We start from the raw sequence: 12198 nt of genomic DNA, 5'->3' as shown, positions 1-12198 counted from the left end.
TGCGGTTCAATCAAACGGTTTCGACGACAACGGGAATCGCGGCGAGCTTCGAACGCCGCTCGGCGGGTGTCGCCGGCCGGATCTGGCCGCGCTCCTCGACGAACGCGACATGGCTGTCCGACTCGGCGCTGTTGACGAAATGACGGAAGCGCTTGCGCGTTTCGGGATCGGTGACGGCCTTCTTCCATTCGCACTCGTAGGTGTCGACCACGTGCTGCATTTCCGACTCGAGTTCGCCGGCCACCCCGAGACGATCGTTGACGACCACGTCGATCAGGTAATCGAGGCCGCCTTCGAGGCTCTCGCGCCACACGCTGGTGCGTTGCAGACGGTCGGCGGTGCGCACGTAGAACATCAGGAAACGGTCGATGTAGCGCACCAGCGTTTCCTTATCGAGGTCCGACGCGAGCAGTTCGGCGTGGCGCGGTTTCATGCCGCCGTTGCCGCACACATAGAGATTCCAGCCCTTTTCGGTCGCGATGATGCCGACGTCCTTGCCCTGCGCTTCCGCGCATTCACGCGTGCAGCCCGACACGCCGAACTTGATCTTGTGTGGGGTGCGCAGGCCCTTGTAGCGGTTCTCGATCTCCACCGCGAGACCCACCGAATCGCCGACGCCGTAGCGGCACCACGTCGAACCGACACACGACTTCACGGTACGCAGCGACTTGCCGTACGCGTGGCCGGATTCGAAACCGGCGGCGATCAGTTCTTCCCAGATGAACGGCAGTTGCTCGACGCGCGCGCCGAACAGATCGACCCGCTGACCGCCGGTGATCTTCGTATAGAGGCCGTACTTCTTCGCTACCTGGCCGACCGCGATCAAACCATCGGGGGTGACTTCGCCACCCGCCATGCGCGGCACGACCGAGTAGGTGCCATCACGCTGAATGTTGGCAAGGTAGTAGTCGTTGGTGTCTTGCAGCGAAGCGTGCTCCTTCTTCAGCACGAACTCGTTCCAGCACGACGCGAGCACGCTCGCCACCACCGGTTTGCAGATATCGCAGCCGAGGCCGTGGCCGTGCTTCGCGAGCAGTTCGCCGAAGCTGCGCACGCCTTCCACACGCACGATGTGATACAACTCCTGGCGCGAATACGCGAAGTGTTCGCAGACATGGTTATTGACCGCGAGGCCCTGCTTCTTCATCTCGGCCTTCATCACCTGGGTGACGAGCGGCACGCAGCCGCCGCACGAGGTGCCGGCGGTCGTCGCGCATTTCAAAGCGCCGATATCGGTCGCGCCGGCACAAACGGCGGCGCACAACTCGCCCTTCGAGACGTTGTTGCACGAGCAGATTTGCGCGGAAGCCGGCAACGAATCGACGCCGAGCGCGGGTTTCGCATTGCCGTCGGCCGCCGGCAGAATCAGGAATTCAGGCGACGCGGGCAATTCGATGCGGTTCAACATCATTTGCAGCAGCGTGCCGTATTCGCCGGCGTCGCCCACCATCACGCCGCCCAGCAGATATTTGCCGCACTCGGACACCACCAGCTTCTTGTAGACCTGCTTGCGCTCGTCGCTGAACTGATACGCGCGGCTGCCCGGCGTGTTGCCGTGCGCGTCGCCGATGCTCGCCACGTCCACGCCCATCAGCTTGAGCTTGGTGCTCATGTCGGCGCCGGCGAATTCCGCCGTGTCGCCGAGCAGTTGTTTCGCCACTGCGCGAGCCATGTCGTAGCCCGGCGCCACGAGGCCGAACAACTGGCCGTTCCACAGCGCGCATTCGCCGATCGCATAGATGTGCGGATCGCTCGTGCGGCATGCGTTGTCGATCACGATGCCGCCGCGCGGGCCGAGCGTCAGGCCGCTGGCGCGCGCCAGGTCGTCACGCGGACGAATGCCCGCGGAGAACACGATCATGTCGGTGTCGAGGTGGCTGCCGTCGGCGAATTGCATGCGGTGCGTGCCCTGCTCGCCATCGACGATCGCCGTGGTGTTCTTCTGCGTATGCACCGTCACGCCCAGTTCTTCGATCTTGCTGCGCAGCACGCGGCCGCCGCCGTCGTCCACCTGCACGGCCATCAGACGCGGCGCGAATTCGACCACGTGCGTTTGCAGGCCCATGTCGCGCAGCGCCTTCGCGCATTCGAGCCCGAGCAGCCCGCCGCCGACCACCGTGCCCGTCTTCGAACGCGCGCCGCATTCACGCATCGCCTCGAGATCGTCGATGGTTCGGTACACGAAGCAATCGGCACGCTCGCGGCCCTGCACGGGCGGCACGAACGGATAGGAGCCGGTGGCGAAAACCAGCTTGTCATAAGGCAGCGTTTCGCCCGTCGATACCGTCACGGTGCGCGCATCGCGATCGATCGCCACGGCCTTTGCGTTCAGCTTCAGCAGCACGTTCTGGCGTTCGAAGAAACCCGGTTCGACGAGCGACAGATCGTCCGCCGTCTTGCCCGCAAAAAACTCGGACAGGTGCACGCGATCGTAGGCCGGGCGCGATTCCTCGCACAGCACGGTGATGTCGAGGCCGTGCGCGGCGTCCTGGGCGAGGCACTCGACCAGTTTGTGACCGACCATCCCGTGACCGATAACGATGATTTTCATGAGCGCGGTTTCCTCAATGTGCTGGTTGCGAGCGACGCCGTATGGCAGGTGGCGAAAACGATTCTGGAAATAAAAACGGCGTCCCGCGAACCCAGTCGATGACTGAATTCGGGGGACGCCGTTGTCCTGACCTGTCCTGCAGCGAGTACTTTGTGTTGCACTCGCGCCGGATCCACGTTGATCCGATGGCAAGCCTTAACGCAAAGCCTATGCCAGTTGCACTAAATGCCCGGAAGGAGGCCGTGGCGCGGGCGTTTGCGGCGAATCGCATGCGTGTGCGGCAAAGCGGGCGCGCGACGCGTTTTGATGCAGCGTGGCACATGGATGGTGCGACGCAGCACCCTGCGCGTGCGAGGTGCACGCTTGCGAACGGTGCGGGGCGTGCGCGTCGGCGGCGTTATTTGCGAGGCGTGGCAAGGCGTACAGCGCGCGTGGCCGACGGATGGCGTAGTCCTTGCATAAGCAGTGGCGAGTTCATGGCGGCAATGCGGCAGCCACGACGTGCAGCACATACCGATGCGGGCGAAACACAACGCTGTGTTTCACCGTGCTGGAAGCGAAACGGCAGAGCAGCACACCACGCAGTAAACGGACAACGGCGTCCCCTCGTGATCATCACGAGCGGACGCCGTTTTTTTTATTGGGCGCCGGCGCGACACTGATCGCCGGCCGACACAGAAGCGAAGGACACCGTGATAGATACCGCGATGAACACGAACGCCGGCAAGGTCACCTTATTGAGCGCCGGCCCCGGCGACCTCGATCTGCTTACGCTCAAGGCCGCGAGAGCGCTGGCCGTCGCCGACGTCGTGCTGCTCGACGACCTCGCGAATCCCGAGATCGTGACCCTAGCGCCGCAAGCGCGCGTGATTCGCGTCGGCAAACGCGGTGGCTGCCGCTCGACGCCGCAAGCGTTCATCGAACGGTTGATGCGCCGCTATGCGCTCAAGGGCTTGCACGTGGTGCGGGTGAAAGGCGGCGAAGCGCTGCTGTTCGGACGCGCCGGCGAAGAACTCGCGGTCTTGCGCGGCGCCGGTATTCCGGTGGAGATCGTCAACGGCATCTCATCGGGGTTCGCCGCCGCCGCGGGTCTCGGCATTTCGCTCACGCATCGCCGCCATTGCCACGGCGTCAGTTTCGTGACCGCACATACCGAAGATCACGGCGAGCCGGACTGGGCCGCGTTGGCCGCGACACGCACCACGCTGGCGATCTACATGGGGATGCGGCGCATCGACAGTATCGCGGCCGCGTTGCTCGCGAGTCTGCCGGCCGATACGCCCGCTGCCGTGGTGCAATGGGCCGGTGGCAGCAACGAACGGCGTCTGATGAGCCGCCTCGATCGGCTCGCCGCGGATGCGACGAACGCGGGCTTCGGCAGCCCGGCGGTGATTCTGGTGGGCAGCGCGATCGGCGAGAGCGTCGAGCGCGTGTGGGCGGGAGATAACGCACGCGGCGGCGAACCGAACGCGATGCAAAGCGACATGCCGAGCGCGCGCGAGGCAATCGCGCAGGCCGCGTGAGCAGTTCGCGCGTTTCTCGACCCATCAAGTCCGCTCGCTACTCTCAGGCGCGAGTTCGACACCTCGGACGGGATTCGGCTCAATCGCGCAGAGATTACCGAAATAACTGCCGTCGGGAAAAATGATCGGTACGGAGATATAACTGCCCAGCTTGTAGATTTGCGCCGTGACGCGGGCCACGGCGGCAAAGCCGATGCTCTGTTCTTGCGGATCATGGGCGGGGTGGAAGGCATCGCGTGGAGATGCTGGACCGCCTCGATATCCCGCGCGATGCAGGCGTCTGCATCGTTGCCGAGCGGTATTTTATTCGTGAGAAGCGGTGCTGCCTATCCTTGCCGATTCGGCCTGAAAATCACTTGATGGAGCGTCGATTCTGTCGGGACTTCAAATTGCTCACCTGACAGGACCACAACCTGAGGGAAATCAGATGGCCCATCACCCAGCCGCACGCCTTCTGATCGCCGACGACGACGCGAACCTGCTGGCCGCTTACGTACACTACTTCAGCGCGCATGGCTTCGAGATCCGAACGGCGCGCAACGGCCTCGACGCGCTGGCTCAATACTGCGCATGGCATCCGCAGGCCGCGCTGCTGGACGTCGAAATGCCGCGTCTGGACGGACGCGCGGTGGCGCGGCGAATCCGCTACGTAGGCGATACTCCGGCGCCGACGCTGGTCGCGGTCACCGGGCTCGAACGTGTCGAGGAAGTGAGCGAATCGCTGCGCGCGGGCTTCGATCATCATTTCGTCAAGCCAGTGCCGATGCCGGTGATTCTCGCGGCGTTGACCGTGGGCGTCCGGCATTAGCCCTGAACTCAATCGCCGAAGCCCAATTCCGCTTCCACTGCCTGCCCGACTCGCAGCCACGTTCCGGCGCCACTCGCGACAAGCGCATTGTTGCCGAACGTGATCGCCCCGTTTCGCTGCGGATTCGCGCGATAGACGCTCATCGTGTCGGTCGGCTCGTTCGGCCAGTCCGGATCGGGTGCGCCTTTCGCCTGGTCGATGGTCGGCATCGGACAGCGCGTGCACGGCTTGACCAGCTGCAGTTGCGCGCCCCCGCCTGCTTCGCCAGCCACGCTCAGCGTCTCCACATAGTCTTCCTCATACGCGTCGAGCCCCGTCAGCACCACGTTGGGACGGAAGCGGTCGATCGGAATCGACGGCGCGCCCTTGCCGTTCAGGCGCGTGTTCAGATCGTCCAGCGACGCCTGGCCGATCACCAGCAGCGGAAAACCATCGGCGAAATGGGTGGTGGCGCCGCCCACGCTCTCCGTGTAGTCCGGATCGACAACGCGTTCGCGTTCGGGATTAAAGCGCAAGAGCCGCGCGGGCACGCCGAGAAATGTCGAGAACCACGCGGCGCATGCGTCGCCGGTGTCGAGTCCATAGGCCGCGTCGCGCCAGACCCTGGTCTGCACCGCGGGCGGCGCCTCGAGCCGTGCGCTTTCCAGCGGCGTGCGCAACTCGCTCATGCCGGGCGCGCGGATCACGAGATCCTCGGCGCCGAGTTCGACCTTGATCAACGCCATGCGCGGATACGCGCGCTGCGTGAGCATGGCGCCGGCCGGGTCAGTGACCATCCAGCAGCGGTCGTATTCGAGGCCGGTGGCGAGCAGTCGCGCCTCATTCAGGGCAATGCCCGCACAGGATTTGATCGGATAGACGAATAGTTCGCTGATGGTCGGCATGGCGTGGGACGCACGTGGAGAGTGTGAATTCTTGTGTTCGATGCCTGATTGTAAAGCCCGCCGCTCGCTTCGTTCCAGCCGGAATAGCGGCCAAACGAACCGCTGAAGACCCGGGCGCGCGATGCAGCCGTTCCTTCCGGCGGCGCTTGGACGTAAAATCCCCAAGCAAAGCGCTTGGGCAAGGACCAGGCCGGCGCTGCGGCATTCGCGCACAATGCGGATACTGGAAGGCTGCGTGCAACCCGCGTGGTCACCGAATATCAACGCGGCAGCTGCGCGCGTGCACGGTGCAATTCCCGCGCGCGGCGGCCGCCCATCGAGGCCGAAGCCATCGTGCAAAGCGCGAGTGGCGGCGGGGCCGAGCCGATCCTTACCCTACACGAACCAGGAAATTCACTATGCTGAGCAAACCCATGTTGACCGTCGCCGAAACGACCCGCATTCTCGAAGCCGCCCGCGCCGAAGCCGAGAAACACCAGTGGGCTGTCGCCATCGTGGTGGTCGACGACGGCGGCCATCAACTCGGCATGCTGCGTCTGGACGGCAGCGCGCCGGCCAGTTCGTATATCGCGACCGAAAAGGCCCGCACTTCGGCGATCGGCCGCCGCGAAACCAAGGTATATGAAGACATGATCAACAACGGTCGCACCGCGTTCCTCAGCGCGCCGTTGCAAGGCACGCTGGAAGGCGGCGTGCCGGTGATCGTCGACGGCCACGTGGTCGGCGCGGTCGGCGTGTCGGGCGTCAAGTCGGATCAGGACGCGCAGATCGCCAAGGCGGGTATTGCCGCTATCGCGGCCTGAGTTTTCAGTGCGGTTCCGTTCGCAAGCCGACCAGAACGGCCGCCATGAATCAAAGAAACTAACCGTTGCACAACGCGGGCCGATGCCCCCTCATCGGCCCCATTCAGATAGATGGAGCAGTCGATGACTCAGATGAACACGCGCGGCGGACTGCAAGTCGCCGCCAACCTCGACCAGTTCGTCGAAACCGAAGCCCTGCCCGGCACCGGACTCGACAGCGCCGCATTCTGGTCAGGTTTCGACGCCCTCGTGCACGAGCTGGCGCCCAAAAACCGCGCGCTGCTCGCCGAGCGCGACCGCCTGCAAACCGAGCTGGACAACTGGCATCGCGCCAATCCGGGTCCGGTGCGCGATCTGCGGGCGTACCGTGCGTTTCTCGAAGGCATCGGCTATATCGTGCCGGTGCCTGCCGGCGTCAAAGCCACGACGGACAACGTCGACACCGAAATCGCCGAACAGGCCGGCCCGCAACTCGTGGTGCCGCTGTCGAATCAGCGCTATGCGCTGAACGCGGCGAACGCGCGCTGGGGCAGCCTGTACGACGCGCTCTACGGCACCGACGCGATTCCCGAGACCGGCGGTGCCGAAAAGCAGAAAGCCTTCAATCCGGTGCGCGGCGCCGCGGTGATCGCCTATGCCCGCAAGTTCCTCGACCAGGCCGCGCCGCTCGCGAATGGTTCCCACACGGACGCCACGCGCTATAGCGTCGAAGCCGGCAAGCTGGTCGTCACGCTGAAGAACGGCACGAGCGAGTTGAAGACGCCGGCGCAATTCATCGGCTATCAGGGCGAGCCAAGCGCGCCGTCCGCCGTGCTGCTCAAGCACAACGGCCTGCACTTCGAAATCCAGATCGACGCGAGCGATTCGATCGGCAGGACCGATTCCGCGCACGTGAAGGACGTGGTGGTCGAAGCGGCGGTGAGCACGATCATCGACTGTGAAGACTCGGTCGCTGCCGTGGATGCAGAAGACAAGGTCCTGCTTTATCGCAACTGGCTCGGCCTGATGACCGGCGACCTGACCGAAGAGGTCACGAAGAACGGCAAGACCTTCACGCGCCGGCTGAACGCCGACCGCGTGTACACCGCCGCGAACGGCACGGCGCCGGTGGTGCTGCATGGCCGCTCGCTGCTGTTCATCCGCAACGTCGGTCACTTGATGACCAATCCCGCCGTGCTGACCAAAGACGGCCACGAGATTCCGGAAGGCATTCTCGACGCCGTCATCACCACGCTGTGCGCGTTGCATGACCGCAAGCACCAGTTGAATTCGCGCACCGGTTCGATCTATATCGTCAAGCCGAAGATGCACGGCCCGGCCGAAGTCGACTTCGCGAGCGAGCTGTTCGCGCGCGTGGAAGACCTGCTGAAGCTGCCGCGCAACACGATCAAGATGGGCATCATGGACGAGGAGCGCCGCACCAGCGTGAATCTGCTCGCCTGTATCGCCGAAGCGTCTGAGCGGGTCGCGTTCATCAACACGGGTTTCCTCGACCGCACCGGCGACGAAATGCACTCGGCCATGGAAGCCGGTCCGATGATGCGCAAGGGCGACATGAAGTCGAGCGCCTGGATTGCCGCTTATGAACGCAGCAACGTGCTGGTCGGTTTGAGCGCAGGCCTGCGTGGCCGCTCGCAGATCGGCAAGGGCATGTGGGCGATGCCTGATCTGATGCACGCCATGCTCGAACAGAAGATCGCGCATCCGAAGGCCGGGGCGAACACCGCGTGGGTGCCCTCGCCGACCGCCGCCACGCTGCATGCGTTGCACTACCACCAGATCGACGTGCAGGCGGTTCAGCGGGAACTGGAGCGCACGGATTACGCGCAGGTGCGCGACGAACTGCTCGACGGCCTGCTGACGATTCCGGTCGTCGCGGAAACGAAGTGGAGCGACGACGAGATCCGCAGCGAGATCGACAACAACGCCCAAGGCATTCTCGGCTACGTGGTGCGCTGGATCGATCAGGGCGTGGGTTGCTCGAAGGTGCCTGACATTCATGACGTCGGCCTGATGGAAGATCGTGCCACGCTGCGTATTTCGAGCCAGCACATTGCCAACTGGCTGTATCACGGCGTGGTGAAGCGCGAGCTCGTCGAAGAGACGTTCAAGCGCATGGCGAAGGTGGTGGACGAGCAGAATGCGGGCGACCCGCTCTACAAGCCGATGGCGCCGGGCTTCGATACGATCGCTTTCAAGGCCGCGCAGGCGCTGGTGTTCGAAGGACGCCAGCAGCCGAGCGGCTACACGGAACCGTTGCTGCATAAGTTCCGGCTGGAAGTGAAGAAGGAAGTTTGACAGCCGGTTGGCCGGGCTGCGTGTGATGCGTGGGCCGGCTGAAAGAAAGACGGGCGCCGTGGTTTACGACGCCCGTTTTTTGTTGTCGTTCGCGGTAACTGCCCCGGTGCAATACCGGGGCTACGATCGGGTTCCGACGGTCATTGTTTGCGGCTTAGTGGCGCAGCATCAGATAAACGACGAAAGTGCCAACGAGCACGGCACCTGATGTGTAGAACACGATGCGATTTCGCAGGGCATCGAGTTTGGACGGAGAGGATTTTTTCTCCCCATCCAGGTCCCAATAGTCGACGCCGGGGTCCCCGGTGAGATTGATAACGATAAGCCCCGCCGAGCCGACAAAGAGCACGAGCAGAATCACGAACAGCGGCGTTGGCATGTCGGTCAATCGTTCGCCCGCATCAACCCGACAACGCTAACCGCACCGGCTTTCAATGCAGATCAAGCCGCTTCCGCGACAATCTGCGCCGGCACGCCTTCCTGCATATTGCCCTGCATATACGCCTGCAAATAAGCCTCGAATTCCGCCTTCACTTCCGGATGACGCAGCGCGAATTCCACCGTTGCCTTCAGATAGCCGAGCTTGCTGCCGCAATCGAAACGCGTGCCGAAATAGCGATACGCGAGCACCTGCTCTTCTGTCAGCAGCGACTGCACCGCGTCGGTCAATTGCAGCTCGCCACCTGCGCCCGGCTTCAACGCGCGGATATGCTTAAAGATGGTGGGCATCAGCACATAGCGCCCCACCACGCCCAAATTCGACGGCGCCTTGTCCGGCGCCGGCTTCTCGACGATGCCAGACAGCTTGATCACGTTGTCTTCCCACTCGCGGCCGTCCACCACGCCATACGACCGGCTGTCTTCGCGCGCGATGGTTTCGACGCCGATCACCGAGCTGTGATAGTGGTTGAACGTATCCACGAGCTGGCTCATGACCGGCTTCGAGCTGTGCAGCAGGTCGTCGGCCAGAATCACGGCGAACGGGCTGTCGCCCACCAGCTTCTCGGCGCACAGCACCGCGTGGCCGAGACCGAGCGCTTCGGCCTGGCGCACGTAGAAACAGTCGACGTTGGCCGGCTTGATGCTGCGCACCAGATCGAGCAGCTTCTGTTTGTTACGTGCCTCGAGTTCGGCTTCGATCTCGTAGGACTTGTCGAAGTGATCTTCAATGGCGCGCTTGCTGCGCCCCGTCACGAAGATCATCTCGGTGATGCCGGCGGCAATCGCTTCTTCCACCGCGTATTGAATCAGCGGTTTATCCACGATCGGCAGCATTTCCTTAGGACTTGCCTTGGTAGCCGGCAGGAATCGTGTCCCGAGGCCCGCTACGGGAAACACGGCTTTGGTGACTTTCAGCATGGTAGGCATTCCCACATCGGTTAGAAATTAGTGTGTCGCGGGCCTGGCGGCCAATCGATGTCGCCGGAAAGACTAGCAAAAAATTACGCCAGTACGTATGTGAAATTTCCGCAATCGGAATAAATAAAGCCATTCTTTTTCGATATGCCGCATCGTCACAGACAGCGGGCAACAATTACGCGACGAAATCGATTTATTTTCCGCTAATTCCGAAAATTTTACATATCCTGACAACTGGCCTTCAGCTGCGCGAGGCGCGCCCGTGGATTCGACCGCGGGTGCGCCTCGCGCCTCTTCCAGGCCGCGTTAGTCGTTCTCGTCCAGCTGCGGCAGCTTGCCGGGGGTCATGCGAAAACGGCGAATGGGCTCATTGCGCAGCGCCTCCCGATAGGCGGAGGCGGCGACAAGGATCAGCAGCACGGCAATGCCGGCGAGTAAATGCAGGTTCATGACTTCACCTCGGGTCAAGAGAATCCGTGGCTTAAATTAGCACAACAAAAGCGGCAAATAATTCGCGGCTGCATCTGCTTATGCTCAATTACAATTAGTCACACAATCGCCGTTTAATTCAATTCAATACGCAATTTTTTATCGATTTTTTACCTGCGTCGTGCACTAGCATGTCATGCACCGCGGGCGCGTACGGCGCCCGCGCGAATCTGCGAATCCGCATTTCCCCTCCGTCAGAATAAGGACCGCGTATGAGCGACTCAGCACTGGATGCCGCCGGCTCATCCCTGCCCCTCTCCCCGCCTCGCAAGACTGCCGCGCCTCGCGCCCAGAACGAGGCGCGCGCCGACAGCGCCGGCAAGGAGCATGTCATCGACGCCATGCGGGGCTTCGCCGCGCTGCTGGTGGCGTATTTTCATTGCCGTCAGGTGGAATGGGTCGGCATTCAGGCGTTTCATCAGAGCGTGGGCCATGCATTCAGCCTGAATGCGATTGCCGCGTACCTGACGTTCCCGATTGCATGGGGCTCCGCCGGCGTGCCGATTTTCTTCGTGATCAGCGGTTATTGCATTCATCGGGGCGGCGCGCTGCGGTTGGCCGGCAATCCGGCTTACCGGCTCGATACGGGCAATTTCTGGGTGCGCCGCGTTGCGCGCATTTATCCCGTGCTGCTCGCGGCGCTGGTGCTGACCTTCGCGCTCGACTGGTTCAGCCTGCAACTGCCGCCCGTCAGCCACAAGATCCGCGAGATCGGCCTGCAGGCCTTCCTTGTCAATCTGTTTTCGCTGCAAGGCGTGGCCGGCAAGACGTTCGGATCGAACGGCGCGCTCTGGACGCTCTCGCTCGAAGTGCAGTTCTACGCGATCTATCCGCTGATGTTCGCGCTGCGCCGGCGTATCGGCATGACCTCCGTGCTGGCGATCGTCGCGCTCGTCAACGTGGTGTCCGCCTATGTGCTCGAACGCCACGACATCCAGTTCTTCACGTCGTACTGGTTTTCGTGGACGCTCGGCGCGTGGATCGCCGACGCCCGTGCGCATCGGGCACCGCAGGCCCGCTCCTCGGTGTGGCTCTACGCGCTCGCCGCGGGCTTCGTCGCGCTCGGCTGCGCCGCGTTTCATTTCGGCCAGTACGGCGCGTTCCAACTCTGGGCGGTCGGCTTCGCGTTCTACCTGTACAAGGCGCTGGAGCGCGGCAATCGGGAGCGCGGCCCGGCCTTCGGCACGCGTCTTTTGTCGCGCTTCGGCGATTTCAGCTTCTCGCTTTATCTGATCCATCTGCCGATCTTCGTGCTGCTGTCGTCGCTGCTGTTCCGCTCGTCGCTGCAAATGTCGATCTGGCCGTCGTTCGGCTACATGCTGGTGGCCGTGCCGGTGGCTTATGTGTTCTACCGGCTGGTCGAGTTGCCGGCGATGAAGTGGTCGGCCAGCTTCAAGCCGAAGGCGGCATTGAAACAGGCCTGAACCCACGCAGCAAAAGCGCGCGAAAAAAAACGGAGCGAATGTCGCGAGACTTTCGCTCC

Annotated in this window: 10 protein-coding genes; 5 read left to right on the top strand and 5 right to left on the bottom strand. The window is 63.0% G+C overall.

Annotated features, from left to right (window positions below; genetic code table 11):
• Nucleotides 1–10 precede the first annotated feature (10 nt).
• Nucleotides 11–2551, bottom strand: a complete 2541-nt coding sequence (nirB, locus tag B0G82_RS16110) for a nitrite reductase large subunit NirB (protein WP_121307925.1) — start codon at nucleotides 2549–2551, stop codon at nucleotides 11–13.
• A 707-nt stretch (nucleotides 2552–3258) separates the two neighbouring features.
• On the opposite strand from nirB, the gene cobA reads away from it, so the two are divergent.
• Together cobA and B0G82_RS16100 are read left to right on the top strand one after the other, a co-directional pair.
• Nucleotides 3259–4074 carry a uroporphyrinogen-III C-methyltransferase gene (gene cobA / locus B0G82_RS16105; RefSeq protein WP_121307924.1) on the top strand — a complete coding sequence of 272 codons (816 nt, stop codon included), beginning with the start codon at nucleotides 3259–3261 and terminating at the stop codon, nucleotides 4072–4074.
• A gap of 427 nt (nucleotides 4075–4501) precedes the next feature.
• Nucleotides 4502–4882 carry a response regulator gene (locus B0G82_RS16100; protein ID WP_121307923.1) on the top strand — a complete coding sequence of 127 codons (381 nt, stop codon included), beginning with the start codon at nucleotides 4502–4504 and terminating at the stop codon, nucleotides 4880–4882.
• Nucleotides 4883–4890: 8 nt separating this feature from the next.
• Here the strand turns inward: B0G82_RS16100 and B0G82_RS16095 are convergent, their stop codons facing one another.
• Nucleotides 4891–5766: an MOSC N-terminal beta barrel domain-containing protein gene (locus B0G82_RS16095; protein ID WP_121307922.1), complete on the bottom strand. Its 876-nt coding sequence runs from the start codon at nucleotides 5764–5766 to the stop codon at nucleotides 4891–4893.
• Nucleotides 5767–6164: 398 nt separating this feature from the next.
• Between B0G82_RS16095 and B0G82_RS16085 the strand changes: the two genes are divergently transcribed.
• A complete protein-coding gene (locus B0G82_RS16085) occupies nucleotides 6165–6569 on the top strand; it encodes a heme-binding protein (RefSeq protein WP_116116949.1) in 405 nt (134 codons plus the stop codon).
• 123 nt (nucleotides 6570–6692) lie between these two features.
• Nucleotides 6693–8867 carry a malate synthase G gene (locus B0G82_RS16080; RefSeq protein WP_121307921.1) on the top strand — a complete coding sequence of 725 codons (2175 nt, stop codon included), beginning with the start codon at nucleotides 6693–6695 and terminating at the stop codon, nucleotides 8865–8867.
• A 154-nt stretch (nucleotides 8868–9021) separates the two neighbouring features.
• Here the strand turns inward: B0G82_RS16080 and B0G82_RS16075 are convergent, their stop codons facing one another.
• The 3 genes from B0G82_RS16075 to B0G82_RS40080 form a co-directional block, all read right to left on the bottom strand.
• A complete protein-coding gene (locus tag B0G82_RS16075; protein WP_116148452.1) occupies nucleotides 9022–9246 on the bottom strand; it encodes a hypothetical protein in 225 nt (74 codons plus the stop codon).
• A 62-nt stretch (nucleotides 9247–9308) separates the two neighbouring features.
• Nucleotides 9309–10226 (bottom strand): UTP--glucose-1-phosphate uridylyltransferase GalU, encoded by a 918-nt coding sequence (galU, locus tag B0G82_RS16070; RefSeq protein WP_121307920.1) that lies wholly within the window; start codon nucleotides 10224–10226, stop codon nucleotides 9309–9311.
• Between the two features lie 306 nt (nucleotides 10227–10532).
• Nucleotides 10533–10676: a hypothetical protein gene (locus tag B0G82_RS40080; protein ID WP_181916746.1), complete on the bottom strand. Its 144-nt coding sequence runs from the start codon at nucleotides 10674–10676 to the stop codon at nucleotides 10533–10535.
• A gap of 251 nt (nucleotides 10677–10927) precedes the next feature.
• Between B0G82_RS40080 and B0G82_RS16065 the strand changes: the two genes are divergently transcribed.
• Entirely contained in the window at nucleotides 10928–12139 is a 1212-nt protein-coding gene (locus B0G82_RS16065) for an acyltransferase (RefSeq protein WP_121307919.1), read from the top strand.
• The last annotated feature ends 59 nt before the right edge of the window (nucleotides 12140–12198 follow it).

Origin of the sequence: Paraburkholderia sp. BL17N1 (assembly GCF_003634175.1) — a bacterium.
GTDB lineage: Bacteria > Pseudomonadota > Gammaproteobacteria > Burkholderiales > Burkholderiaceae > Paraburkholderia.
This window is presented reverse-complemented; position numbering and strand designations above follow the sequence as displayed.

Bases quoted from the DNA above. Each gene is read 5' to 3' on its own strand.
- cobA (WP_121307924.1), top strand. From the start codon at position 3,259: ATGAACACGAACGCCGGCAAGGTCACCTTATTGAGCGCCGGCCCCGGC.
- galU (WP_121307920.1), bottom strand. From the start codon at position 10,226: ATGCTGAAAGTCACCAAAGCCGTGTTTCCCGTAGCGGGCCTCGGGACA.
- B0G82_RS16080 (WP_121307921.1), top strand. From the start codon at position 6,693: ATGACTCAGATGAACACGCGCGGCGGACTGCAAGTCGCCGCCAACCTC.
- B0G82_RS16075 (WP_116148452.1), bottom strand. From the start codon at position 9,246: ATGCCAACGCCGCTGTTCGTGATTCTGCTCGTGCTCTTTGTCGGCTCG.
- nirB (WP_121307925.1), bottom strand. From the start codon at position 2,551: ATGAAAATCATCGTTATCGGTCACGGGATGGTCGGTCACAAACTGGTC.
- B0G82_RS16100 (WP_121307923.1), top strand. From the start codon at position 4,502: ATGGCCCATCACCCAGCCGCACGCCTTCTGATCGCCGACGACGACGCG.
- B0G82_RS16085 (WP_116116949.1), top strand. From the start codon at position 6,165: ATGCTGAGCAAACCCATGTTGACCGTCGCCGAAACGACCCGCATTCTC.
- B0G82_RS16095 (WP_121307922.1), bottom strand. From the start codon at position 5,766: ATGCCGACCATCAGCGAACTATTCGTCTATCCGATCAAATCCTGTGCG.
- B0G82_RS16065 (WP_121307919.1), top strand. From the start codon at position 10,928: ATGAGCGACTCAGCACTGGATGCCGCCGGCTCATCCCTGCCCCTCTCC.
- B0G82_RS40080 (WP_181916746.1), bottom strand. From the start codon at position 10,676: ATGAACCTGCATTTACTCGCCGGCATTGCCGTGCTGCTGATCCTTGTC.